At 52.1% G+C, this 24,142-nt stretch carries 22 protein-coding genes and 1 pseudogene; 13 read left to right on the plus strand and 10 right to left on the minus strand.

Translation table 11 applies throughout. The features are described from left to right. Positions 1–82: 82 nt before the first annotated feature. From MTP36_RS11585 to MTP36_RS11620, 8 genes are all read left to right on the plus strand, one after another. Positions 83–1,102, plus strand: a complete 1,020-nt coding sequence (locus tag MTP36_RS11585; RefSeq protein WP_015537563.1) for a glycoside hydrolase family 130 protein — start codon at positions 83–85, stop codon at positions 1,100–1,102. Positions 1,103–1,243: 141 nt separating this feature from the next. Continuing rightward, the gene (locus tag MTP36_RS11590; protein WP_249250782.1) at positions 1,244–2,425 is read left to right on the plus strand and encodes an AGE family epimerase/isomerase; all 1,182 of its coding nucleotides are present in this window, start codon (positions 1,244–1,246) and stop codon (positions 2,423–2,425) included. Beyond that, the gene (locus MTP36_RS11595; RefSeq protein WP_097777010.1) at positions 2,412–3,602 is read left to right on the plus strand and encodes a glycoside hydrolase family 130 protein; all 1,191 of its coding nucleotides are present in this window, start codon (positions 2,412–2,414) and stop codon (positions 3,600–3,602) included. Before MTP36_RS11590 ends, MTP36_RS11595 begins: the two co-directional genes overlap by 14 nt. Before the next feature lie 37 nt (positions 3,603–3,639). Then, entirely contained in the window at positions 3,640–4,320 is a 681-nt protein-coding gene (locus MTP36_RS11600) for a YesL family protein (RefSeq protein WP_005922719.1), read from the plus strand. Positions 4,321–4,364: 44 nt separating this feature from the next. Then, positions 4,365–6,050, plus strand: coding sequence for a phospho-sugar mutase (locus MTP36_RS11605; protein WP_249250784.1), 1,686 nt, complete (start codon positions 4,365–4,367; stop codon positions 6,048–6,050). 102 nt (positions 6,051–6,152) lie between these two features. Beyond that, complete coding sequence (locus MTP36_RS11610; RefSeq protein ID WP_249250786.1) at positions 6,153–7,067, plus strand: type I phosphomannose isomerase catalytic subunit; 915 nt, start codon at positions 6,153–6,155, stop codon at positions 7,065–7,067. Positions 7,068–7,159: 92 nt separating this feature from the next. Then, positions 7,160–7,831: a hypothetical protein gene (locus tag MTP36_RS11615; RefSeq protein ID WP_249250788.1), complete on the plus strand. Its 672-nt coding sequence runs from the start codon at positions 7,160–7,162 to the stop codon at positions 7,829–7,831. A 120-nt stretch (positions 7,832–7,951) separates the two neighbouring features. Further along, entirely contained in the window at positions 7,952–8,407 is a 456-nt protein-coding gene (locus tag MTP36_RS11620; protein ID WP_249250789.1) for a hypothetical protein, read from the plus strand. Positions 8,408–8,794: 387 nt separating this feature from the next. Here MTP36_RS11620 and MTP36_RS11625 read toward each other — a convergent pair whose 3' ends face one another. The 3 genes from MTP36_RS11625 to MTP36_RS11635 are packed head-to-tail and all read right to left on the minus strand — an operon-like array spanning position 8,795 to position 12,349. Then, positions 8,795–9,172, minus strand: coding sequence for a hypothetical protein (locus tag MTP36_RS11625; RefSeq protein ID WP_249250796.1), 378 nt, complete (start codon positions 9,170–9,172; stop codon positions 8,795–8,797). Then, positions 9,144–9,854 (minus strand): ABC transporter ATP-binding protein, encoded by a 711-nt coding sequence (locus tag MTP36_RS11630; protein WP_249250798.1) that lies wholly within the window; start codon positions 9,852–9,854, stop codon positions 9,144–9,146. The genes MTP36_RS11625 and MTP36_RS11630 overlap by 29 nt, the downstream gene beginning before the upstream one ends. Then, positions 9,851–12,349, minus strand: a complete 2,499-nt coding sequence (locus MTP36_RS11635) for an FtsX-like permease family protein (protein ID WP_249250800.1) — start codon at positions 12,347–12,349, stop codon at positions 9,851–9,853. The genes MTP36_RS11630 and MTP36_RS11635 overlap by 4 nt, the downstream gene beginning before the upstream one ends. Positions 12,350–12,490: 141 nt before the next feature. Between MTP36_RS11635 and MTP36_RS11640 the strand changes: the two are divergent. Next, positions 12,491–12,667: pseudogene (locus MTP36_RS11640) on the plus strand (DUF6061 family protein); the annotation flags it as partial. 188 nt (positions 12,668–12,855) lie between these two features. Here the strand turns inward: MTP36_RS11640 and MTP36_RS11645 are convergent. The 4 genes from MTP36_RS11645 to MTP36_RS11660 form a co-directional block, all read right to left on the minus strand. Then, positions 12,856–13,587, minus strand: a complete 732-nt coding sequence (locus tag MTP36_RS11645; protein ID WP_249250802.1) for a hypothetical protein — start codon at positions 13,585–13,587, stop codon at positions 12,856–12,858. A 433-nt stretch (positions 13,588–14,020) separates the two neighbouring features. After that, positions 14,021–14,608: an SdpI family protein gene (locus tag MTP36_RS11650; RefSeq protein ID WP_118658998.1), complete on the minus strand. Its 588-nt coding sequence runs from the start codon at positions 14,606–14,608 to the stop codon at positions 14,021–14,023. A gap of 138 nt (positions 14,609–14,746) precedes the next feature. Next, the gene (locus MTP36_RS11655) at positions 14,747–14,923 is read right to left on the minus strand and encodes a hypothetical protein (protein ID WP_158581898.1); all 177 of its coding nucleotides are present in this window, start codon (positions 14,921–14,923) and stop codon (positions 14,747–14,749) included. Positions 14,924–15,064: 141 nt separating this feature from the next. Continuing rightward, positions 15,065–15,319: a hypothetical protein gene (locus MTP36_RS11660; RefSeq protein ID WP_117950520.1), complete on the minus strand. Its 255-nt coding sequence runs from the start codon at positions 15,317–15,319 to the stop codon at positions 15,065–15,067. A gap of 561 nt (positions 15,320–15,880) precedes the next feature. Between MTP36_RS11660 and MTP36_RS11665 the strand changes: the two genes are divergently transcribed. Together MTP36_RS11665 and MTP36_RS11670 are read left to right on the plus strand one after the other, a co-directional pair. Continuing rightward, positions 15,881–16,594 carry a LytR/AlgR family response regulator transcription factor gene (locus MTP36_RS11665; RefSeq protein WP_249250804.1) on the plus strand — a complete coding sequence of 238 codons (714 nt, stop codon included), beginning with the start codon at positions 15,881–15,883 and terminating at the stop codon, positions 16,592–16,594. Beyond that, on the plus strand, positions 16,591–17,856 hold the full coding sequence (locus MTP36_RS11670; RefSeq protein ID WP_249250806.1) for an ATP-binding protein: 1,266 nt from the start codon (positions 16,591–16,593) through the stop codon (positions 17,854–17,856). The genes MTP36_RS11665 and MTP36_RS11670 overlap by 4 nt, the downstream gene beginning before the upstream one ends. An 864-nt stretch (positions 17,857–18,720) precedes the next feature. On the opposite strand, the gene MTP36_RS11675 is transcribed toward MTP36_RS11670, so the two are convergent. Next, entirely contained in the window at positions 18,721–19,755 is a 1,035-nt protein-coding gene (locus MTP36_RS11675) for an alcohol dehydrogenase (protein WP_097779836.1), read from the minus strand. 29 nt (positions 19,756–19,784) lie between these two features. Next, a complete protein-coding gene (locus MTP36_RS11680) occupies positions 19,785–20,144 on the minus strand; it encodes a LysR family transcriptional regulator (protein ID WP_249250815.1) in 360 nt (119 codons plus the stop codon). Between the two features lie 199 nt (positions 20,145–20,343). On the opposite strand from MTP36_RS11680, the gene MTP36_RS11685 reads away from it, so the two are divergent. Further along, the gene (locus MTP36_RS11685) at positions 20,344–21,678 is read left to right on the plus strand and encodes a threonine/serine ThrE exporter family protein (RefSeq protein WP_249250817.1); all 1,335 of its coding nucleotides are present in this window, start codon (positions 20,344–20,346) and stop codon (positions 21,676–21,678) included. 113 nt (positions 21,679–21,791) lie between these two features. Here MTP36_RS11685 and MTP36_RS11690 read toward each other — a convergent pair whose 3' ends face one another. Next, positions 21,792–22,544 (minus strand): DUF4866 domain-containing protein, encoded by a 753-nt coding sequence (locus MTP36_RS11690; protein WP_005920139.1) that lies wholly within the window; start codon positions 22,542–22,544, stop codon positions 21,792–21,794. 203 nt (positions 22,545–22,747) lie between these two features. Between MTP36_RS11690 and MTP36_RS11695 the strand changes: the two genes are divergently transcribed. After that, a complete protein-coding gene (locus tag MTP36_RS11695; protein WP_249250825.1) occupies positions 22,748–23,971 on the plus strand; it encodes an argininosuccinate synthase in 1,224 nt (407 codons plus the stop codon). Positions 23,972–24,142 lie beyond the last annotated feature (171 nt).

Raw genomic sequence — 24,142 nt, forward strand, 5'->3', positions numbered from 1 at the left:
TGCTTCTCCCGGTTTCTGTGCAGGAGCCGGGAGAATACAGCAGAAGGGAAACAAACAATCTTCTATTACAGGAGTTTATCTTATGAGCAACGTAAAAATGTTCTGCGATGCACTGCCCAACATCCCCTGGCAGGAAAAGCCTGCCGATGTTACCGCCCCGGTGTGGCGGTACAACGAGAACCCCATCATCGACCGCAACCCCGTGGAAGGGGTGGCACGCATCTTCAACAGTGCCGTGGTGCCCTACGAGGGCAAGTTCATCGGCGTGTTCCGTGGCGAGCAGATCGACGGCATCCCCTACATCTATCTGGGACGCAGCGAGGACGGCATCCACTGGAACTTTGACAAGGACAAGATTCCCTTCGTCAACGAAAAGGGCGAGCCGTTTATGCCGGTGTACGCCTACGATCCCCGTCTTGTGAAGGTGGAGGACACCTACTACATCATCTGGTGTCAGGACTTCTACGGTGCGTCCATCGGCATCGCCAAGACCACCGACTTCAAGACCTTTGTCCGCATCGAGAACCCCTTTATCCCCTTCAACCGCAACGCCGTGCTGTTCCCCCGGAAGATCAACGGCCTGTACACCCTGCTGAGCCGCCCGTCTGACAGCGGCCACACCCCCTTTGGTGACATCTTCCTGAGCCAGAGCCCGGATATGGAGTTCTGGGGCCGTCACCGCCATGTGATGAGCAAGGGCTCCAACTGGTGGGAGAGCGTGAAGATCGGCGGCGGTGCTGCCCCCATTGAGACCAGCGAGGGCTGGCTGCTGTTCTACCACGGCGTTACCGGCACCTGCAATGGCTTCGTCTACTCCATCGGCGGTGCCATTCTGGATAAGGACGAACCCAGCAAGGTACTGTACCGCTGCGGCAACTTCCTGCTGACCCCGGAAAAGTGGTATGAGGAGCGTGGCTTCGTGCCCAACGTCTGCTTCCCCTGCGCCACCCTGCAGGATGCCGACACCGGCCGCATCGCTCTGTACTATGGCTGCGCCGACAGCTATGTCGGTCTGGCCTTCACCACCGTAGACGAGGTGGTGGATTACATCAAGACCCACGATAACGCAGGCCCCACCGATCACGAGGTGGGCATCCGCTAAGCGTCAAGCACAACCCTCTCTGTCAATGCTTCGCATCGCCATCTCTGCAAAAAGAGATTTTACGTCCCCTACCGGGCGCTGGCACGGCGCAAGCCGTGACCGAGAGGGTTTTTACTTTGTACAGAAAGGAAGTTCTGTATTATGTCTTCCATCAAACAGGCAGCAGAAGAAATGCTGCTGCAAACCATCATTCCCTTCTGGAAAGGGCTGCGGGACGAGGAAAACGGCGGCTTTTACGGCTACATGGATTTTGACCTGAAGCTGGACAAAAAAGCCGAAAAGGGCTGCATCCTGAACAGCCGCATTCTGTGGTTCTTCTCCGAGGCTGCCATGCTGACTGGCCGGGCAGACCTTGCCGAGGATGCCCGCCACGCCTACCAGTTCTTCCTGAAAAACTGCTACGACGAGGCAAACGGCGGCGTGTACTGGAGCTGCGATTACACCGGCAAGCCGCAGGACACCACCAAGCACACCTACAATCAGGGCTTTGCCATCTATGCCCTTTCCGCTTACTACCGGCTGACCAAAGACCCCGTTGCGCTGACCTACGCAAAAAAGATCTTTCATCTCATCGAGCAGCACTGCACCGACAGCGAGGGCTATCTGGAGGCCTTTACCATCGACTGGAAGCCGGAGAGCAACGAAAAACTCTCCGAAAACGGTGTCATGGCGGCAAAGACCATGAACACCCTGCTCCATGTGTTCGAGGGATACGCCGGGCTTTATCAGGCAAGCCGTGACCCGGAGGTGGAAAAGGCCCTGCGCCGCATCCTTGATATCTACGAGCACAAGATCTACAGCCCGGAGCTGCACCGGCAGCTGGTGTTCTTTGACCAGCACTACAACTCTATCATCGATTTGTACAGCTACGGTCACGATATCGAGTCCAGCTGGCTCATCGACTGGGGCTGCGATTTACTGGGCGATGCAGCACTTTCCAAGCGCATCCACGCCATCAACTCCGACCTTGCCGCCCACATCTACAAGGAAGCTTACATTGACCACTCGGTGGTCAACGAGTGCGACCGCGGCAAGGTGAACACCACCCGTGTGTGGTGGGTGCAGGCCGAAAGCGTGCTGGGCTTCGTGAACGAATACAACAAGAGCGGCGATGCAAAATACCGCGATGCCGCCACCGATATTTACCACTACATCTGCAACGTGATGGTAGACAAACGCCCCGGCAGTGAATGGTTCTGGGAGGTGGACGCAGACGGAAAACCGTCCAGCCGCAAGCCCATCCTTGAGCCGTGGAAGTGCCCCTACCACAACGGCAGAATGTGCATGGAACTGATAAGGAGGAACCCCGATGTCACAGTCTAAACTCCACCCCGAATACCTGCGCCAGAAGGCTTTGCAGGATGCCTACCTGGCCCGCAAAAACAAAAAGACCGATTTCTACAACGGCATCTATGACCGGTGGGAAAACCCGGTGCTGACCCGCGAATCCATCCCGCTGAGCTGGCGGTTCGACCTGAACCCGGAGACGAACCCCCACTTTATGGAGCGTCTGGGCGTGAACGCCGTGTTCAACTCCGGTGCCATCAAGCTGAACGGCAAGTATTACCTTGTGGCACGCATCGAGGGCAACGACCGCAAGAGCTTCTTCGGCGTGGCAGAAAGCGACAGCCCGGTGGAGGGCTTCCACTTCTGGGAAAAGCCCATCCTGCTGCCGGACACCTGCCCGGAGGAGACCAACGTCTACGATATGCGCCTGACCCAGCACGAGGACGGCTGGATCTACGGCGTGTTCTGCTCCGAGAGCAAGGACAACAGCGTGAATGACCTGTCCGCTGCCGTGGCTGCCGCAGGCATCGTCCGCACCAAAGACCTCAAAACTTGGGAGCGTCTGCCGAACCTTGTCACCAAGCGCAGCCCCCAGCAGCGCAATGTGGATCTGCTGCCGGAGTTTGTCAACGGCAAGTACGCCTTCTACACCCGCCCCATGGATGATTTCATCGACACCGGTTCCGGCGGCGGCGTAGGCTTTGGTCTGTGCGAGGACATCACCCACGCCGTCATTGACGAGGAGATCATCACCAGCCCCCGCCGCTACCACACCATCACCGAGGCAAAGAACGGCGAGGGTGCCACCCCCATCAAGACCGAAAAGGGCTGGCTGCACATCGCCCACGGCGTGCGGAATACCGCCGCCGGGCTGCGGTACGTCATTTATGTATTCGTCACCGCACTGGACGACCCCAGCAAGGTGATCGCGGAGCCCTCCGGCTTCCTGATCGCTCCCCGGGATTGGGAGCGTGTGGGCGATGTTTCCAACGTGGTCTTTACCAACGGCGCGATTGCAGACGATGACGGAAGCGTGTATATTTATTATGCAGCCAGCGATACCCGTCTCCATGTAGCTTCTACCACCATCGACAAACTGCTGGACTTCGCCTTCAACACCCCCGCCGACCCGCTGCGCAGTGTGGACTGCGTAAAGCAGCGGTGCGCCCTCATCGACAAAAATCTGGAGTACCTCAAGAGCATCGGCGAGTAAACCGCCCCTCTGAGACCTCCGCCCGAAAGGAAACGCCATGAAAAAGACCAACATCGACAGCCCCTTCTACCGCACTATGGGGAAGATCGGCGATCTGCTTTTTGCCAACCTTCTGTGGCTGGTGTGCTGTTTGCCCATCGTCACCGCCGGAGCCTCCACCCTGGGGCTGTTCACGGTGGTGAACAAGATGGCAGCAAAGGAGGACTACACCGTCCATACCGACTTTTTCAAGGCGTTCAAGCGGGATTTTAAGCAATCTACTGCTCTGTGGCTGGTGCTTTTGCTGGCAGGCTTTGCCGCCCTCACCGGGCTGCGCACCGCCACCGCACAGGACACCCCCAGCACCGGCATTCTGGCGGCAGCGTCCTTTCTGCTGCTGGTGCTGGCAGGCTGCTGCGGCAGCTGGGGCTTTGCCCTGCTGGCACGGTTCACCTATCCCGGCGTTCTGCCGGTGCTGGCAGACAGTGGCCGCATGACCCTTGCAAACCTGCTGCCCACTGTGGGGAATCTGGCTTTTCTGGCGTGGTTTCCTCTGCTGGCAAAAGCCGCCCCTGCGTGGTTCGTCTATCTGCTGCCCCTGTGGCTGCTCATTGGCGGCGCAGGTTCTGCCCTTGGCATGGCAAGCCTGATGCGCCCTGCCTTTGCTCAGCTGGAAAAAGCCGGGCGCAAGGAAGAGGAACCGGAAGAAGAACCTGACACGGAGGACAGCGTGCAATGATCGTCTGCACCGAAACTGTCTTTATTTGAAGAAAGTGTGATTTCATGGAAGAAAAAGTAAAACAGCAGTATGACCGCTGGCTTTCCCAGCCCGGGATGCCTGCCGACCTTGCCGATGAACTGAACCGCATTGCAGGGGACCAGGATGCCATCACCGACCGCTTTTACCGGGAGCTGGAATTCGGCACCGGCGGTCTGCGGGGTGTCATCGGCGCAGGCACCAACCGGATGAACGTCTACAACATCCGCAAGGCAACCCAAGGACTTGCCAACTACCTGAACGCCTCCGACCTGCCCAAAAAGGTGGCCATCGGCTACGACAGCCGCATCAAGAGCGATGTGTTCGCAAAAGAAACGGCGGCTGTTCTGGCTGCTAACGGCATCAAGGCGTACATCTACCCCCGTCTGGAGCCCACCCCGGCACTGAGCTGGGCGGTGCGGTACTACGGCTGCGGCGCAGGTGTGTGCGTTACCGCCAGCCACAACCCCGCCAAGTACAACGGCTACAAGGTCTACGGCGCAGACGGCTGCCAGATCACCCTTGAGGTGGCAGCAAAGATCCTTGCCGCCATTGAAGCAGTAGACTGCTTTGCCGTACAGCCTGCGGACTTTGACGCAGCCCTTGCCGAGGGCAAGATCGAATACAGCAGCGAGAAATGTCTGGACGACTTTGTGGATGCCGTCTACGCCCAGCGTGTGGGCGATGGTGCAGGCACCGCCGATCTGAAGCTGGTGTACACTCCGCTGAACGGCTCCGGTCTGGAATGCGTGAAAAAGCTGCTGGCAAAGCTGGGTGTCACCCATGTGACCGTGGTGCCGGAGCAGGAAAAGCCGGACGGCAACTTCCCCACCTGCCCCTACCCGAACCCGGAGATCCGGGAAGCCATGCAGAAGGGTCTGGAGCTGTGCGACAAAGTGCACCCGGATCTTTTGCTGGGCACCGACCCGGACTGTGACCGCTGCGGCACCGCCGTGCCGGACGGCAAGGGCGGCTACCGGCTCATCACCGGCAACGAGATGGGCATCATTCTGCTGGACTACATCTGCCGCACCCGCAAGGCACTGGGCACCATGCCGGAGCATCCGGTGGCTGTGACCACCATCGTCTCCACCGATATGGCCACCCCGGTGGCGGCAAAGTACGGCGTGGAGCTGCGCCGCACCCTGACCGGCTTCAAGTTCATCGGCGAGCAGATCGGTCTGCTGGAAGCCGCAGGTGAAGCCGACCGCTACATCTTTGGCTTTGAGGAGAGCTACGGTTACCTGTCCGGTGCTCACGTCCGGGACAAGGACGCCGTCAACGCCACCCTGCTGGTGTGCGAAGCCGCTGCATGGTACGCAAAGCAGGGCATGACCCTGCTGGATGCCATCAACAAGCTGTACGCCGAGTTTGGCTGCTACCGCAACGCCCTGCACAGCTTCGCTTTTGAGGGCGAAAGCGGAATGCACACCATGGATGCCATCATGAAGCAGCTGCGGCAGACCCCGCCCACCGCCATCGGCGGCATGGCCGTGGAAAGCGTGGTGGACTACAACACCGCCGGCACCGGACTGCCCAAGGCAAATGTGTTGGAGTTCCGTCTGGCGGGCGGTGCCAAGCTGATGGTACGCCCCTCCGGCACTGAGCCGAAGATCAAGGTGTATCTCTCTGCCGTTGCTCCCACCGAAGAAGCAGCCGATGCCATCAACGACACCCTTGGCAAAGCTGCCTCTGCCCTGTTGAAAGCATAATCCCCTGCAAACTGGCTGCCTCGTTCCCGCCGAAAAATGGACGGGGCAGCTTTTTTGCACCCTTTTTTGTGTTCAATTTCAGGCATACTCGAGGTATATAAAATGAAAACGATTCAACTTACTCCCAGCTGCAAAGACTACCTCTGGGGCGGCGAAAAGCTGCGCACCGAGTACGGCATCCAGAGCGAATTACACCCCCTGAGCGAGGCATGGATGCTGTCCTGCCACCCGGACGGCCCCAGCTACCTGCCGGACGGCTCCACCTTCCAGCAGTACATCAACACGCATCCCGGCTGCCTTGGCACCCACTGCGAAAAGTTCAGTGAGTTCCCCGTACTTGCCAAGCTCATTGATGCAAAAAAAGACCTGTCCATTCAGGTGCACCCCTCCAATGAATACGCTTTGGAGCACGAGCACCAGTACGGCAAGACCGAGATGTGGTATGTGCTGGAAGCAGAGCCGGGTGCCTCCCTCTACTACGGCTTCACCCATGAGATCAGCAAGGAGGAGTTTGAACGCCGCATTCAGGATAACACCCTGACCGACGTGCTGAACGCCGTGCCGGTGCACAAGGGGGACTGCTTCTTCATCCCCTCCGGCACGCTGCATGCCATCCGCAAGGGCATCGTGGTGGCAGAGATCCAGCAAAACTCCAACGTCACCTACCGCATCTACGACTACGGCCGTCTGGGCGCAGATGGCAAGCCCCGGCAGCTGCACATCCCGCAGGCGCTGGATGTTACCCGCCGGGAGCCGCCGAAAGCGCAGGACTTCCACGGTCATCTGGCGCAGTGTGATTACTTCACGGTGGATGCCGTAGAGGGTGGCTTTGAGGAGGTCTGCGACGAGACCTCCTTTACCTCCCTGCTGGTGCTGGAAGGCAAAGGCACCCTGACCGAGACCGCCACCGGCGAAAGCCTGCCCATCCGCAAGGGGCAGAGCCTGTTCCTGCCCGCTGGCACCGGGGCCTACGCTGTAACCGGCACAGACCTCAAGTGCCTGCGTACACGGGTGTAAATAAAGCATGAAAAATTCCCGGGCAGTCTGCCGCTGCCCGGGAATTTGTGCTATGATAGATGCAGAAAAACAGACGAAACGAGGACACAGCCATGGCATCCTACCGCTACGAACGGGATATCAAACCCGAAGACCTGATCCAAGAAACGCCCCCTCCCCTGACCCCGGCGCAGCAGCGTGCCAACTGGTGGCACTACCACTGGTATTATGTGGTGCTGATCGCAGCTGCCATGCTGGCGGTGGGGTATTTTGTCTGGAACCGGGTCACCGAGGTGCAGCCGGATTACACCGTGGCAGTGGTGAGCCGCACCGACCCGGACACTGCCTTTCTCAGCCAGCTGGAGACCCAGCTGGAAGCCCTTGCCGGGGACGTGAACGGCGATGGCAAGGTGAAAGTCACGGTAAAGGGCATCTGGCTGGCGCTGGACTTTGAAACGCAGGATGCCGCCCTGCAGCGGCTGATGCAGTCCAGCGAGGACAAGCTGAACTCTGATTTTTATCTGTGCGAGAGCGCCCTGTTTATCGTGGACGACCCCGCCGCCATGGAGCAGCGGTATGGCTGCTTCCAGACGCTGGACGGCACCGACCCGGAGGACGGAGACGTTCTGTCGGTGGCAGACTTTGCTCTGCCGCTGCAAGACACCGCCCTTGCCAATGTGCAGAGCGAAAGCTCTACCCTCTGGTACGCTGCTCGCCGCCTGAACGAGGGCATGGATGCGGATACTGCTGCCGCATTGAATGCACTGTGGGAGAAGCTGGTTTGAGGATTGCGAAAGCATCCAGCCTGTATCGGCACGGTGCAGTTCAAGGGTTTGGGTGTTCCCAACAAGCGTTTTGCAACGCAAATGGTGTTTGTATAGACAGATATATTGCTTGCAGATGCTATGAAACCTCTCAACGTGCTTTCCAAATTTGAAAATCATTTTGCAAATCAGACCGTCCGTTTTCAAGCTCAACTTGAAGCGGACGGTTATTTTTTAGATTTACCTTATTTTTCTTGCACCCTGCCGAAAGTGACGTATTCTCAAAAGTTCGCGTTTGCGAAGCGAAGCGGAGCAATGAAAGCCCCAATGGGGCTTTTAAGCGACAGAACGGTCTGCGATAGCAGATGGAGGGGCGTGGCCCCGACAAGCGCTACCCCAACAAGATCACTTCGGAAATGCAGACGCATTGCAGAAGTGAAGTCCCGGATGGACAGAACATTTTCAAGAATTGAAAATTTGTGGCCACGGGACGGTTCTTGCCCTCTACCGCTGCGCTCAAAACGTATTTTTAACAAATGTTTCCGAATTGTTAAGACGCAAAAACAAGTAGAGAGTTCCGCTGCTCGTGTATGTTGATCACCGTTTGCTCCGAACGAAGTTCCTGCCCCTGTTTGTGCAACGGCGTTTTCCGGCTCGCTCACGGAAAGTGTGAGGTCATGGCACGGTATCACATTCAGACGGCTCATGAAGTTGTCAAGGTGCGTGTACAAAAATGTAGCTAAATAAATTTAACTACATTTTAGCGATAGCATAGCACAAGAACGATGATGCGTTAAGTGCAAAAAGAAAAATACCGCTCCGCAAGAACAAGCGAAGGATTTTGTCGAGTGAATCAGGCGGCAAAATGAATCGGGTGTGTTGTGGGGCGGTTGAAGTCAAAGTGTTGGGAAGTCCTTTGCGTCCTAATGTCTACAAAATATCTTATTCCAAAATCTGCCCATCTTCAATTTGAATGATCTTCCTTTATATGCCGCTATTCCCACGAGAACTGACGCTCATTGGCGTTGTTGCACTATAAAATGCTTTGCCGTTTACGGTGCTCTGCGTCATGCCAATTAAATCGATCAGCTGATCCTCAGAATATGCAACCGGACAGTTTTTCAGTTTCTTGGTGCTACACGAATAGGCTCCATCTGTTAAGGTAACTACCCCCATCCGCTCCAGACTTGCCAGCATTTTTCCAAGTTCTTTTCGGTCACATTTTATCCCTTTTTCCGAAATGGCCGTTGCAATCTGGGATGCCGACAATGTTTTTTCAGTTAGCAACATGGCCAATGCAAACTTGGCTCCTTTTAAGTAGTAGGGGACGATTTTATTGCGTATCCAAATTCCCTTTTTCATGTTGCGGTTCTCCTTTTAGAATCTGCCCATCCTCGATCCGAATGACCTGCTGCGCCTTCTGCGCAATTTCCGGGTTATGCGTAACAACGATAAGCGTTTGCCCGAACTCCGCAGCGCATTCCATCAGCAGCCGCATTGTATCCTCGCCCGTCCGCGTATCCAGATTTCCGGTAGGCTCGTCTGCAAAAACGATGCGCGGTTTTGCAATCAATGCACGGGCGATTGCCACACGCTGCTGCTGTCCGCCGGAAAGCTGTGCGGGGCGGGAATGTAGCTTGCCCGCAATGCCCAAGATTCCGGTCAGCTTATGGAGCATCTGTTCATCCGGTGCTCTATGGTCCAGATAAAACGGGGTCAGAATATTATCCTGCACCGTGTACTCCGGGAACAGGCGGAAATCCTGAAAAATAAAGCCGATCTTTTGCCGCCGCACCTGTGCCAGCTGCTCCGCATTCATTGCATAAATGTCCTGACCGTCCAGCAGCACCTTACCGGTGGTGGGCGGCAAAAGTCCTCCCAGGATTTTCAGGAGCGTAGATTTTCCGCTGCCGCTGGAACCGATGATGGACGCAAATGTACCGTTTTCAAGGGTCAGGTCGCTATTTCTGAGGGCGTGAACCGCGCTTTCCCCTTCCCCGTAGGTTTTGGAGATCTGTACAGCTTCCAGAATTTTATCCTTCATAAGATGTCCCCCTTGGATGCTTTTTTACGAATAAAGGAGAAGATCGGTAGCAATGCTGCGGACAGCCAGAACACCATCAGCAGAATGCTGACCATGATCTGACTTCCCACAGGTTTATGGAACGCATACACCCGCCCGTTTGTATGGATACGGATCAGGTCGAGAATGCTCTGGATCGGGACGATACACGAAACTGCCGCATAGACAACGATGTTCACAAGCAGCGTTGTCCCAACGATGACCGGGAGCAGCAGCTTTGCATAGGACAGCACCAGTTTTTTCGGGGAAACGCCCAGCGTCAGGAGAAGCGACAGACGCTGCTGCTGGACTTCATAAGCTGAAAGATTCAAAACCACCAGCAGCGCACACCCCAGAAGGACCCCGAATACCGCAAGGATGCCGACAAGGAAAGCGCTCTGTGTGCCCTCGGTGTAGCTCTGGCTGATCAGGTCGTAGTTATCTGCACGCAGGATACCATTCCTGCGCGTTGCAATGGAGGAAATAGACCGACGCAAAGAGAAATTGCTGCCAGCGGACAGCTTCACGTTCAGGCTGCTGTATCCTTCCTTTTCCATAAAGTAGCTTCCTGCGCTCTCAAACATTTTATGGTAAAGAGCCGTACTGACAAAAATCGTGCCGCTGGAAATGAGCCGGTCTGTTGTCAACAGCGTGTAGCTGTTCGCAGACTTTACGACACCGACAATGGGCAGCTGGGCTGTATACGTCCGGTAGACCTCATTCCCGGCTTCATCCTGCCCGGTATAACGCCGGTATTGGATGCTCAACTTGTCTCCAGCTGCGAAAACCGGTTCAACAGGAATGCTGCCCTCCGTTTGGGTGTTCTTCTGATAGTACGCGTCCGCAGCGGGGTCATAATAGCAATCTCCCCACAGGGTCAAAACAGAATCCCCTGCCAGCAGCGTCTCTATTTCCTCGTCCGAAACGCCGGCATCTGCGGCAATGCGGCGCAGTTCGTCCTCCGGCAAGGCGCAGACAGTCGTGTTCAGCGTTCCCTTTTCTGCATTTCGCAGCAAGCTCGGAATGTCCGTATAGAAACCGTTGTCCTTGACCCAGATATCGGCAAGCATCTTGCTGGACTGGATCTTGTCTGACGTCACGGTATAGGTATCGGTCAGATCAATTGCAGCGGAAACCTCTTCCACACCGGGCAATGCAGCGAGATCCTCTTTCAGAGAAAACGGCATCCCGGAGGTTCCGTTCATCTTGATGGACAGACAGGCATACGGTGCATCCAGATCATATGGCAGCATGACACGCCAGCCGACATACAAACAACTGACGGCGATCAGCAATACCGCGCAGCCGACACCGATCTGCGGTGCAAGCGGCAGCTGTGCCAAGCGGAATTTTTTTGCAGGCTTCTCTTTGGGTTTTGCGGTCTGCGGGCGAACCAGCACCGCAGGCAAAAGTGCACCCAGCAGTACGGAGAGCAGAAACAGCACCGCCAACGGCACAAGAGATGCAGCGGGGACCGCCAAGAACGAAAGGTGCTTCTGCAGCCCCAGACCGACGGCCGCAGCACCGCAGCCCAGTGCAAACCCTGCAGCAACTGCTGCAAGCCCGGCAAAAAGCGCTTCCCACAGGCACATAAGCCGGAGATCCCGATTTTTAGCCCCCAGCGTCAGGAAGGTATTGATAGTATGTACACGCTTGTGCAGAACGATCAGGAAATACTGCGCCACTGCAAAAAAGCTGACCAGAATCGCTGCGACCAGCAAAAAGCGCAGGGAGGACGAGACGGTATCCTCTTGCGGATAGGCATACTCGTTTGCCACTAAAGCAGGGTCGGTCGAAGCGGTCACGGGTGCGGCTGCATTCAGGTAATAAAACGTCTGGAACTTCTGCCCGTCTATGGCAAGCGGCTCTGCTACAATGCCGCTGACGGTCAGATTGCCGTTCAGATTCCAATACACATCATAGGCAGGCAAAACACCGCACAGGGTATAGGCCTTTTCCATCACTGTGCCGGAGCCTGCCAGCGGGTCGTAATCATTGGCAGCGACCTTCAGCGTGACCGTCTGCCCTACGTCATAGGAGCAGCCCAGCGCATCCAGCAGTGTCGTCGTCATGGCGATCTCATCGGACTGCGTGGGGAAATCACCGCTGATCGGCACGATTCGTCCCAGCTGTGCAAAGGTATCGTCTGCCGTTCCGATCCCGCCCGCCACGCCATCGTCTGCGCCGAGAACGATTCCGTTTTGGATCACTGTGCTGACCTGTGCGGATGCAGGCAAGGTGTTTTGTGCCTGTGCGGCGTCCGCAGCAGTATCCGACAAACGCAGGTACTGCCATTCGCCATATAGTTCACAGCGGGTGTCCTGCAATGCCTGTGCAGAACTGACCGAGTAGATCACCGCCGCCGTCAGGAACGAGAAAACCAGTGTCAGCAAAAGCAGCAATAGGCTGGTCTGCTTCTTGCGGCCAAGCATCCCATGAAACGCCAGAATGATAGATGGACTTTCTTTGATTTTCATAAGCTGTCCTCCCCTATGTCTTACACGCACCTAGAAAAGGAATTTTTCTATTATAATAACGCTTTTAAAGGAAGTTTGTTACACTTGTTTTAAAACATCGTATGACTGCACATAAATTCATAGAAAATTTGTTGCATAATCACAGTTTTGTTTATCTGCATCGCTATTGAGGACGAATACGGCAATACTCCGGCACAGCAGGCGGAGTTTGACTGGCTGCTCTACAACAAGCCCTTGGAGTATGCTCAGCTTGTGCTGGGTGGTGAGATTGAGCATTATCTCTCACTTGGCTGTGACCATGGCAGGTTAGAAGATTGACCTTTAATTAAAATATTCCAAACAGACCAACAGCCCTCTACTTGCAGTCGTTGCAAATAGAGGGCTGTTGTGCGTTATTGTGCTTCAGAACCGACCTTCTTTAAATCTGAATGACCAGCAGTTCTCTTTGCATAATATCTGAGTTATGTGTAACAACAAATAGCGTGCAACCAAGCTCTTTAAAACGATCAGTTTTCAAAGGAGAAACTATCCAGTAAGGTTAGCAGATAATCGTTTGGAATACCAGCCGTCTCACTTTTTTGAGCATTCTCATTGCGGACATAAAGGGCATAGTCTGTTGCATGGTGTTGGAACATGGTATATTGTGCAATTGTACAGCCAGCATGATCCTGTATTGTGTAGATTGCAAAGCATTTTCCTGACTTCGATGTGTAAAGCTTTTTGGAAATGCTGTAATTCTGTTTAGGAAATGTTTTCGTATACGTTTTCTGAGAACCGCACATTCCATCCACATCATAAAATGTGTTGGCGCAAAGTGAAATACTTACATTTTCGTCCAGCCAGTATCTTGTATATTCCGTCTCCATGACTTTGGTGGAGGAATTGAAAAAGACATTCAGTTGCTCTTTTTGGGCAATGCTATGCTCCATGGTATCCAGCAAAGCGTTTTCCACAAAATGAACGCCGAACAGCTGCTCGATCTGCTCCTGCGATTCTGGTGTTATAGAGTAGAAAGTTGCTCCGGTGCGGGCTCGTTCCTTCACGGTTTGTCGAACCGATTTGTCAATTTCCGTATTACTTATAACCTCATCTATTTCAGAGACATAGCAAATCTGTGTATCCTCCGGCCTATACGTAATTGAACTGCTCATATCTGCTTCAAGTGCATTTGAGACCGGACTTAGAAGAACTACTACCCCCAGTAACATAGCAAAGGAGAAGGTTAAACTTTTCTTCATAAGACACTCCTATTCAACCGATTCATAGTAAGATGAAATATGGAACCCGAATTGAATTCGATTCTAGACGATTGATTCGGGGACGTCCAGCTGATGCTGTAAAGTTTTTAGATGCTATTTACGTTTACGACAGCAAATGCCGTTACAAAGGTGTGTGTGATTCTTTCAGAACAATCAAATCTTTTGAACTTCACCATCTGAATGTACATGCGTGAAATTGGTTAATGCGTTAAGTTCTGCATCGGAATCTCCCTTTCATCTCAAATTCCACTCTAGCTATTATCAATGATATCAAAGCACAAGAACCCGTCGAAGTCCACGATTTTGTATCAAAATAGAGAAAACTTGTAACGAAATCGGTGTGGCTGCAAACAATATGACCCTCAACACTGGGCATCCAGCTATGGTTTTCATATTTGAATCGTGCATCTTATTAATGCCTTTTTCTGCAGTAAAAATAAGAAAGGATGGACGGAGTGCCAATATACAATAGTATTGACCAAATCATGACCGCTTTCGATTTATTGGGCAGAGAAAAAAGAATTGTAATACCTAAAAGTATAGTAGGAAAAGTTAATTCATATAAAAGCATGTGTGCATATCTCCATGTTTGACAATCGTCTAATGTCCATGGTAAACGCAAACCAACATACTTATTGAATGGAAGCTTTTTAGAGCAATTTCCAAAGATAGCCATAAAACCAAACACGAGAATCTCTGAAAGAAAAATTTCCTGCGAATCAGATAGCACAATGACTCGCAACGCTTTTAATATTATATAACTAACGATAATAAATAAAAGTAGAATAACGCTAATACATATTATAGAAATTGAATAATTGTTTTTTCTGTCACTTTCTTCCAAAATTATATCATTCTTGTGCATCAACAAAAAAGCAACACTTATTATTGCAAAAAACAGACCAAATAACATACGAATGATATTATTGGGAATCAATAATTCTCCTGCAATTCCGATTAAGCACAAAATTCTTACAAGGAACAGTTTGTCGTGCTTCATCTTTGCTCACCCCTCAAGCCTAGAATCATTTCATAGAATGTACTTAGCCTTAAATACACGAATAGCTTCTCACGGTTGTAAATCCGAAATAGTAAGCTCGCATGATAATAAAATAGTCCTTCAACACGGTAATATAAATTATTTAGTTCTCCATTTCCACCACTTTACCAGCATTACAATAACGGCAACCACGAAAACGGCTATAAACAGTACCAACGATATTTCATTCAGAACAATATTCCGCTTAAAGAAGAAAAGCACCACCAACCGCACTGCAAGAGCAACTAACAGCAAAGCTCCTATAATTTTACTCATGATTCTTTTCCTTTCGATGTTTCTTTACGGTTCCTAAACTCTCTTGCAACATATGAATGATATGTAACACCATAACCACCCACAGAAGTATAAACCATCCGAGAAGTACTATACGCAATAAGTTTTCTTCATTTTAGTTCCTCACTGTACAACATAGCCAATAAGAGCAACGATCTTTCCATTATCATACAAAAGAGCTACTTCGTTGTTGAGTTCAATCAAACTTTCGTAAGCTCCCAATTGGCATTCATCTAAAATATCTTTATTAACTGCGTAGTCGATTTTATAAGGAGAAACATCTTTTCCATTGTTACTTAAATCGAATAACTCAAAAATTTGATTTGTTGGCAGCTCACTTACCTTTGCATATGAGAAAAAATTCTGTATCTTTTTCATCAGTATCGCTTCACCTCGATAAAATTCTGCGGCAGAAATATATATCAATCTATTTATTTTTGATGCTTTTTATAACAACAAAAACTATTATGAGAACGCAAATGCCTCCACTTGATAAACAAAGTACCTTATCTTCTGCCCTTAGAACACCCACAGCACTTCTCATGTTCCAATAATACAAATCGTAAGACAAGCTCATGATTGCAAATGTAAGGAGGCCATAGTATGCTTTCTTCATTGGCAATCGGTGTCCTTTCAATTTTTGCGTAAAAACTTAATGGCATAGCGAATCAGATACTTTACAAGAACTACCAGTACGATTCCTACGATTACCGCTATCGAAATAACCAGTAAAAGTTCCAATGGTGAAAACTTCATGCTTATCCTTCCCGGTTTTGATATTGTAGAAACGCTGATACTAATTTCAATATCAATGTACCATAGATTTTTCCGAAAGCAAGACCTTTGGCAAAACTGGTCGTTATGGTGGCAAAAGTGGTATGTCAAACTACTTGTCAGGCGCAAATGCACAGTTTATAATAGTGTCAGAAACATTACTTTGTGGAGGACGACAAAATGGTGAGGTATCGAATTGCAGTCTGCGATGATGAACCGTCAGAACTTGAAGATATTGTTCATAGCGTCAAGCGATATGATGTCCATAGCGACTTTGACATTGAAAATTACACAGACGGTGCCGCACTTTTAAGTGATTTGCAGCTAAAAAGGAAGTTCTTCGATCTTCTGCTGCTTGATATCGAAATGCCTTCAAACGGATTCCAGTTGGCACAAACCTTAACGCAGATGGAAAAACATCCGCTGGTGATCTTTGTTACAAAGCGGCATGAATACGCTGTGCAGGGGTATGGCATTGCATTCCGTTATCTGGTGAAACCACTTGATGAATCGCTTTTTACCGCTGCAATGGATGCCGTTGTCCAAGAATTGAATTCCAAGCACTTTACCGTTGAATATGAAGGAGCCACACTCTCATTGGAAACATCGGACATTTATTATCTGGAAAGCCATGGGCATAAAGTCTTGATTCATTGTAAAGGTCAAGACCTCACTCTGCGAATGACGATTCCAGAAGCCTTAGAACAGTTGCCGAAAAGGTGTTTTGCTTCACCCCATAAAAGCTATCTTGTCAACATGGAGCATATTATCTATGCCACAGGAACGATGGTTGTTCTGTCGAGTGGAAATCAATTGCCGATCAGCCGGAGGAAGCGTCAGGAGTTCAATCAGAGCTTTAACGCTTATTTGGGAAGATGATATATTATTTTGTTGAATTTGCTGGGAGTTTTGCCAACATCGCATTGCTCGTACTTTTCGTTGACCGTTTATTCCAGAAAAAAGATTTGTATTTGCGATGGTTCTATCTTTATATTGCGCTTCTAATGGCTGGGCAATGTATATTGAGCCTGTTTCCCACTTGGGTAATGCCGCGAACGATTTACCTCCTTCTGGGAGGGTTTCTTCTTGCGATGCTGTTTTATGAAGTACAATTGTGGCAAGCCATCTTTGCAAGTGCTGCATTTTTTACGTTGATTGCAGTGGTTGAAGTTCTTGCAATGCTCCTTATCGGGCTGCGCATCCCAGATACAGAGAGCCTAATGCAAGCGGGAGCAGCCAGACTGATTTACGTGGTGTTCTCGAATCTGATTCAGATTCCATTGCTAATCTTAGTTTCACATTTTTTCAGCCGGAAAGAAAATGTGCTGCGCGTTCTTTGGCTGCTGCCGATCATCGCTATTCAGATTGCCAGCATTGCAGTTTGCTATGTGGTACAGTACCATGCAGCGGATGAAAATTTTCCAGACTACCTGATTGGCTTTATGGCAGTACTTCTCTTAATAAACATCCTGATTGTTTTCTATGTGGAAGCTCTCCGAAAAAATGAGCAGGAAAAATTCAGAGCGGAATTTAACGAGCAGCAATATCGCTTGCAGATGGAGTATTATCAGCAGCTAAAGGAACGGCAGGAAGAAACAAGAGCCCTTTGGCACGACATCAAAAAATATATTCTGGCAATGCAGGCAGTTGCGGAACGCGGGAATTCCGAAGAACTTCACAAAATTGTACGAGATGCAACGGATACCTTTGAACGTTCCAAAAATATTTCTACGATTGGAAATCCAGTTGTGGACGCACTGCTGAATCAGTATTTACATACAGCAGAAGAAAACGGCATCAAAGTTACTCTGGACGTAACGATTCCAGAAGTTCTATCTATATCTCCGTTATCTTTAAGCATCCTGATTGGAAACACATTCGACAATGCAATTGAAACTTGTTGTGGCTTGCCGCCAGAACAACGAAAGATCCATTTGCAGCTGCGCAAACAGTATCGAAGCCTTTTCTACCGCCTTGACAATCCATACAGTGATATCTCGCGCAGCCTTCGGGTTGGCAGCCACCATGGATATGGACTGAAAAATGTAAAACGTGTGGTGAAGGAAAGCGATGGCGATTTTTATGCCGAAAAGAAGAATGGAACTTTTACCGTGAAAGTTCGATTGAACTGCGAGAATTAAGAGTTTTTCTAAAGCACCGTGTTGCTTTTCACTTGTACTGTGTATGTTTTGCCTATTTCATGTATTCATTCTCCTAAAGTGTTGACACCTTGCAGAGAATATGCTATTATTTCCGAAAGTCCCACTGATTTTGTGGATTGGTTACAAGCCATCCACAAGATGTGGTCGTGTTCATTTTGAACACAGCCACAGAAAGTGGTTGGTTATCACCGTGAGACCCACCACTTCAGTGAGGGAAAGTCCGCAAAAGAATTTACCGCCCCGCAACACACCCGATCTATTTTGCCGCCGATTCACCCGACAAAATCATCGCTGCGCTGCATGGGCGGTATTTTTCTTTTTCACAAATAAAATCTTATGTGGTTGTTTAATTCTCCGAAATTTGTTTTCGGTTGTTGACAGCACAACCTCAAAGCGTTATTCTTGTGCTTGAAAGAAGCAAGACGTAGTGTCCGCACTGCGCCCAGCTTTCTTCATACAGTACCTTGAATCTTGCATAAGCCGTCTGAACGTGATACCGTGCCATGACCTCACACTTTCCGTGGGCGAGCCGGACAACGCCGCTGCAAAACAGGGGTAGGAACTTCGTTCGGAGCAAACGGCGACCCCATTACATGAGCAGAGCCCCGCTACTTATTTTTTGCGTCTTAACAATTCGGAAACAATTGTAGAACTTGTCGGGGCGAGGCCCCTCCATCTGCTATCGCAGACCGTTCTGCCGCTTAAAAGCCCCACTGGGGCTTTCATTGCTGCGCTGCGCTTCGCAAACGCGGTCTATGCGTTTTGAGCGCAGCGGTGGAGGGGGACAAACGTCCGGGCAAAGCTCCCTTTGCGGGTGTCGTATTTTGTCTTATCCGGCAGCCGTCAGCATTCCACTGCCACCTTGATGACGCCATCCCGTTTATTTTCAAAGAGGTCGTAGCCCTCTGCGATCCGGCGCAGGGGGTAGGTGTGGGTGATGAGCGGTTCGGTATCGATCTTGCCTTCTGCGATGAGACGCAGCGTTTCTTCACAATCGCAGCCGTCCACGCCGCCGGTCTTGAAGGTAAGGTTTTTGCCGTACATCTCCGGCAGCGGCAGGGTCTGTGCCTTGTCGTACAGCGCCACCACGGTCACGATGGCGTTGGGTCTTGCGCACTCCCACGCCAGCCGGAAGGTAGTGTCCGCCCCTGCCACTTCCAGCACCACATCTGCCCCGCCGTGGTCGCTGTTGGCGCGCACAAAGGCGGCGCAGTCCTCCGGCTGCACCGTGAGCACATGCGGGTAGTGCTGACGGATGAACTGCAACCGGTTCTCGTCCTTTTCGCACACGATGATGCGCTTGGGGCTGTGCAGCATGACGCACAGCAACGTGCAGATGCCGGTAGGCCCTGCGCCCAAAATCAGCACGGTATCCTCCGGGGTGATCTCCGAAATGCGCGCCGCCCAGAAGCCGGTGGCAAGCACATCGCCCACCAGCAGTGCTTGCCGGTCGGTAACGCCATCCGGGATCTTGTTCAGCCCCTGATCCGCAAAGGGCACCCGGACATACTCTGCCTGCCCGCCGTCAATGCGGCAGCCCAGCGCCCAGCCGCCGTTTTGGTCGGTGCAGTTGTTCACAAATCCCTTTTTGCAAAAGAAGCACTCCCCGCAGAAGGTCTCCACATTCACCGTCACCCGGTCGCCGGGCTTTACATTGGTCACCGCGCTGCCCACTTCTTCCACGATGCCCACCATCTCGTGGCCGACCGTGATGCCGGGCACCGCCCGGGGCACGCTGCCGTGCTTGATGTGCAGGTCGCTGGAGCAGATGCTGGCAAGCGTCACCTTTACAATGGCGTCCCGCTCGTGCCGCAGCACCGGCTTTGGTTTTTCCATCAGGGCAAACTTTCCTTTTGAAATATAGGTATAGGTCAGCATGCTTTTTTCCTCCATGCGCTTTGATATTTCTAAACCGAGTATACCACGCAGCCACGGCAAAAAGCAAGCCGCCTTTTGCTGTGGGGATGGCACCAGCCGCCCTTGTGGAGGTGCTTCATCTTCTCCTGCACTCCCTTCTTCTTTTGACATTTCCTTTGACCGTAAGCAGGGTGATGCATCGATTTTGCACTCATTTGTCCGCGTGCGTCCAGCAGCGTCCGGCTCACCACAGAGCTTGCCGTCTTGGAAAGCGCCAGCCCCACTTCCTGTTCCAGCTCCCGGATAGCATTGGTCAGGCTGGGCTGAGAAATATAGAACTGCTGCACTGCATGGCTGATGGTGCCGGTGCCGGCAACAGCCGTGACATAGCGGAGTTGTTGAAGGGTCACGGCAGTTTCCTTTCGGCGTGTTTTCTCTATCCTACCGCAGAGCCGCCAAAAACGCAACGTATTTTCTTCTTTGAAATACCAAACGAATATTGCTGGCATATCCAAGATACGTTTTACCCGCCCTGCAATTTCCCTTATAATAGCACCGCAGTCTTGAAACAGCTGCAACATTCCCATATCACAAAGGAGGCTTTCCGGTATGGGACAACGGCAAAGTGAGATCATCAAAAATCACATGGAAGTCTACTGGCACGACTATGCGTCGGCCAGCAAGGGCGTTCCCATTACCGAGGCGGGGCTTGTGGAAAAAGCCTCCGTCATTGGACGCACCGGGCTGATGCTGCTGGAATGCGGCACCGGCGCATGGCGTGTCCGAAGCTCCATGAACACCCTTTCGCGGGAGCTGGGAGTCACAACAACAGCGGACATCGGCCTGTTGTCCATTGAGTTCACCTGCTTTGACGGTGACCAGTGTTATACCCAGTCACTCTGTCTGACAAATACGGGCGTGAATACCTCCCGGCTGAACCGACTGGAGCATTTCGTCAACGACTTCGACCGGGAAGGAAAATTTATGACCGGCGAAGAACTGCACAGCCACCTCGATGAGATCGAGCGCATCCACGGCTTGTATTCGCCCATCGCACTGGGCTTTGCAGCTGCACTGGCCTGCGGCTGCTTCACCTTTCTGCTTGGCGGCGGCATTGTGGAAATGCTGTGTGCCTTCTGCGGTGCAGGCATCGGCAACTTTGTACGGTGCAAGCTGACAAAGCACCATTTCACCCTGTTTCTGGGCATTACGGCGTCGGTCTGTTCAGCAAGCCTCGTGTATGCCATCCTGCTGAAGCTGGCAGAGATGCTGTTTGCCGTATCGGCGCAGCACGAGGCGGGGTATATCTGCTCCATGCTCTTCATCATTCCGGGCTTTCCGTTCATTACCAGCGGCATCGACCTTGCCAAGCTGGATATGCGCTCCGGGCTGGAACGTCTGGCCTACGCCGTCCTCATCATTCTGGTGGCAACCATGACGGCTTGGATCATGGCACTGCTGCTGCATTTGCAGCCGGTGCAGTTCCCTGCCCTGAGCCTGACACTCCCGGAAGAGATCGTGTTCCGGCTGCTGGCAAGTTTTGGCGGTGTGTTCGGCTTTTCGCTCATGTTCAACAGTCCCCGGAACCTGGCAGTCTGCGCCGCCCTTATCGGTGCGGTAACGAACACGTTCCGGCTGGAGCTGGTGAGCCTTGCGGGCTTTCCGCCCGCTATTGCAGCGTTTCTGGGCGCACTGCTGTCCGGATTGCTGGCCTCCTGCCTGAAGAGCGCCGTCGGTTATCCCCGCATCTCCGTCACTGTGCCGTCCATCGTTATCATGGTACCGGGACTGTATTTCTACCGTGCCATCTATAATCTGGGCATCCTGTCTCTGATGGACTCCGCCACATGGTTTGCAGATGCCATTCTCATCATCGTAGCACTGCCGTTAGGGCTGATCTTCGCCCGTATTATCACTGACAAGACTTTCCGTTATTGCACCTGATGTGCAGCATTTCCATTCTCCCATATAAGGCAAAACGCAGCGAATCTTTTAACGGTTCGCTGCGTTTTGTTTTGCTGTGATGCACTTATAAAGGGAGTTCGTTTACAGGGCGTTTACTCGCCGTAAACGATCTTGGTAGCAGTTTCCACATGGCGTTCCAGCCGGTCGGCAAAGTGTTCCAGCGGCAGAAAAACGCCAAGTTCATCGTAGCGGGTTCCGCCGTCCTTGAGCGTATCCTGTCCATAGTAGACCACGGAACGGGGCAGTGCGTGCTGCAGCTTCATCTGGATATCCCAGACGGTGGAGTAGGCCTCCGCTTCCGTTACCTTCTGCTTCACGGTGTCCGGCAGTTCGTAGATCAGCAGCAGCCCCAAATGCTGGTTGTAGTGGTACTCCACCACATCCATCGATCCTTCGTCGTAGCCGTGATACTTGCAGTAGCCGCTGGCAAGGTACATTTTTACCTTTTCCTGCTTCTGGAACACCCGGATAAACCGGTCGTATACTTTGCTGCTCACGGCAAATTTGTTGTTCGGCAAAAGAACGCCGGCATCATCCGTCAGGATCACCGGGTTCGGCTGACCATCGGCGTTGAATTTGAACGGGATCAGGGCAGCGTTCCGTAGCAGGTCAAACATACTGTGCTGGCAGATCGCCATCAGAAAGGCAGACAGATCCTTGTTCTCGTAGGCATTGAACAGTGCTGCGGCAAACTGCTGTGCACTCACGGTCGGCGCATCCAGTACGTCTGCCATGTCCAGCGAGTCGTTGAAGGTATCCATCAGGCGTCGGCAGGCTTCTGGATTTTTCAGGATCTCCCCGAACAGTGCCTCTGCCTTTTCTTCTCTTGAAAATATCGTTGCCATCAAAAAGACCCTCTTTCTGTTTATTTCCAACTACTATTATAGATTCATAATGCCCCGCTGTGAAATACTGCTTTCATATTGCTGCTATATGCAGAACACTTTTTACACATTTTCCAAGTGACCGTATAATGGACACTGCAATCATGAAATTGCACGAGGGAAATCGAAAAGTATATAAGTTGGTTTGAACGGAGGCAGTTCCTATGTCTGAGGTCAAAAAGGTCGTGCTGGCATATTCCGGTGGTCTAGACACATCGATTATCATTCCGTGGCTGAAAGAGCACTATAACAACTGTGAAGTCATTGCCGTGTGCGGCAATGTGGGGCAGAAGGGTGAGCTGGAAGGCTTGGAGGAGCGCGCCAAGGCAAGCGGCGCATCCAAGCTGTACATCGAAGACCTGACCGACGAATTTGTAGAGGATTACGTCATTCCCACCATGCAGGCCGGGGCAGATTACGAGGGTTATCTGCTGGGCACCAGCTTTGCCCGCCCCATTTTGGCAAAACGCGTGGTGGAGATTGCCCGCGCCGAGGGTGCGGATGCGGTCTGCCACGGCAGCACCGGCAAAGGCAACGATCAGGTGCGCTTTGAGCTGGCCATCATGCACTTTGCACCCGACCTGAAGATCATCACCCCGTGGCGCGAGTGGGACATCCAGAGCCGCGATGAAGAGATCGACTATGCCGAGGCTCATCACATCCCGCTGAAGATCAGCCGGGAGACCAACTACTCCAAGGACAAGAACCTGTGGCATCTGAGCCACGAGGGTCTTGATCTGGAAGACCCAGGCAACGAGCCTCAGTACGAAAAGCCCGGCTTCCTCGAATTGGGTGTCAGTCCCAAGACCGCACCGGACAAGTCCGAGTTTGTGGAGCTGGAATTTGAAAAGGGCGCTCCTGTGGCTCTGAACGGCGAGAAGCTGAAGCCCGCTGCCATCATCGCAAAGCTGAATGAGATCGGCGGCCGCAACGGCATCGGCCTGTACGATGTGGTGGAGAACCGTCTTGTGGGCATGAAGAGCCGCGGCGTCTATGAGACCCCCGGCGGCACCATCCTGTACAAAGCCCACGAAGTGCTGGAAACTCTGACGCTGGACAAGCTCACCGCCCACAAGAAGCGTGAGCTGGCCATCACCTTTGGCGAACTGGTGTATGATGGCCAGTGGTTCAGCCCGCTGCGCAAAGCTCTGAGTGCCTTTGTCACCTCCACACAGGAGCATGTCACCGGCAAGGTGCGTCTGGAACTGTACAAGGGCAACCTCATCAATGCAGGGGTCTGGTCGCCGTACTCTCTGTATCGTGAGGACATCGCCACCTTTGCCGCAGGCGGCGACTACAAGCAGAGCGATGCCACCGGTTTCATCAGCATCTATGGTCTGCCCACCAAGGTGCAGGCTATCGTAAACAGCGAAAAAGAAGGGGAATGAAGTAGTTTATAGCAGTTTGTGTTTTTAATGCACAAGCATCGCTTGTGGTTTACTCTGCGAATCAAAAAGGGAGTTCTGTCGCGGACAAATGTCCGGGCAGAACTCCCTTTGCCTTTAGCGAATATAAAAATTGTTGCCGCCTGTCAACCGATAGGCACCGCGGATTGCTTC

The organism is Faecalibacterium sp. I4-1-79 (assembly GCF_023347235.1).
GTDB lineage: Bacteria > Bacillota > Clostridia > Oscillospirales > Ruminococcaceae > Faecalibacterium > Faecalibacterium tardum.

Coding starts and splice junctions, on each gene's coding strand:
- MTP36_RS11655 (WP_158581898.1), bottom strand. CDS start 14,923: ATGAGTAAAATTATAGGAGCTTTGCTGTTAGTTGCTCTTGCAGTGCGG.
- MTP36_RS11650 (WP_118658998.1), bottom strand. CDS start 14,608: ATGAAGCACGACAAACTGTTCCTTGTAAGAATTTTGTGCTTAATCGGA.
- MTP36_RS11610 (WP_249250786.1), top strand. CDS start 6,153: ATGAAAACGATTCAACTTACTCCCAGCTGCAAAGACTACCTCTGGGGC.
- MTP36_RS11595 (WP_097777010.1), top strand. CDS start 2,412: ATGTCACAGTCTAAACTCCACCCCGAATACCTGCGCCAGAAGGCTTTG.
- MTP36_RS11685 (WP_249250817.1), top strand. CDS start 20,344: ATGGGACAACGGCAAAGTGAGATCATCAAAAATCACATGGAAGTCTAC.
- MTP36_RS11615 (WP_249250788.1), top strand. CDS start 7,160: ATGGCATCCTACCGCTACGAACGGGATATCAAACCCGAAGACCTGATC.
- MTP36_RS11605 (WP_249250784.1), top strand. CDS start 4,365: ATGGAAGAAAAAGTAAAACAGCAGTATGACCGCTGGCTTTCCCAGCCC.
- MTP36_RS11660 (WP_117950520.1), bottom strand. CDS start 15,319: ATGAAAAAGATACAGAATTTTTTCTCATATGCAAAGGTAAGTGAGCTG.
- MTP36_RS11585 (WP_015537563.1), top strand. CDS start 83: ATGAGCAACGTAAAAATGTTCTGCGATGCACTGCCCAACATCCCCTGG.
- MTP36_RS11675 (WP_097779836.1), bottom strand. CDS start 19,755: ATGCTGACCTATACCTATATTTCAAAAGGAAAGTTTGCCCTGATGGAA.
- MTP36_RS11590 (WP_249250782.1), top strand. CDS start 1,244: ATGTCTTCCATCAAACAGGCAGCAGAAGAAATGCTGCTGCAAACCATC.
- MTP36_RS11630 (WP_249250798.1), bottom strand. CDS start 9,854: ATGAAGGATAAAATTCTGGAAGCTGTACAGATCTCCAAAACCTACGGG.
- MTP36_RS11695 (WP_249250825.1), top strand. CDS start 22,748: ATGTCTGAGGTCAAAAAGGTCGTGCTGGCATATTCCGGTGGTCTAGAC.
- MTP36_RS11625 (WP_249250796.1), bottom strand. CDS start 9,172: ATGAAAAAGGGAATTTGGATACGCAATAAAATCGTCCCCTACTACTTA.
- MTP36_RS11670 (WP_249250806.1), top strand. CDS start 16,591: ATGATATATTATTTTGTTGAATTTGCTGGGAGTTTTGCCAACATCGCA.
- MTP36_RS11645 (WP_249250802.1), bottom strand. CDS start 13,587: ATGAAGAAAAGTTTAACCTTCTCCTTTGCTATGTTACTGGGGGTAGTA.
- MTP36_RS11690 (WP_005920139.1), bottom strand. CDS start 22,544: ATGGCAACGATATTTTCAAGAGAAGAAAAGGCAGAGGCACTGTTCGGG.
- MTP36_RS11600 (WP_005922719.1), top strand. CDS start 3,640: ATGAAAAAGACCAACATCGACAGCCCCTTCTACCGCACTATGGGGAAG.
- MTP36_RS11635 (WP_249250800.1), bottom strand. CDS start 12,349: ATGAAAATCAAAGAAAGTCCATCTATCATTCTGGCGTTTCATGGGATG.
- MTP36_RS11620 (WP_249250789.1), top strand. CDS start 7,952: ATGAAACCTCTCAACGTGCTTTCCAAATTTGAAAATCATTTTGCAAAT.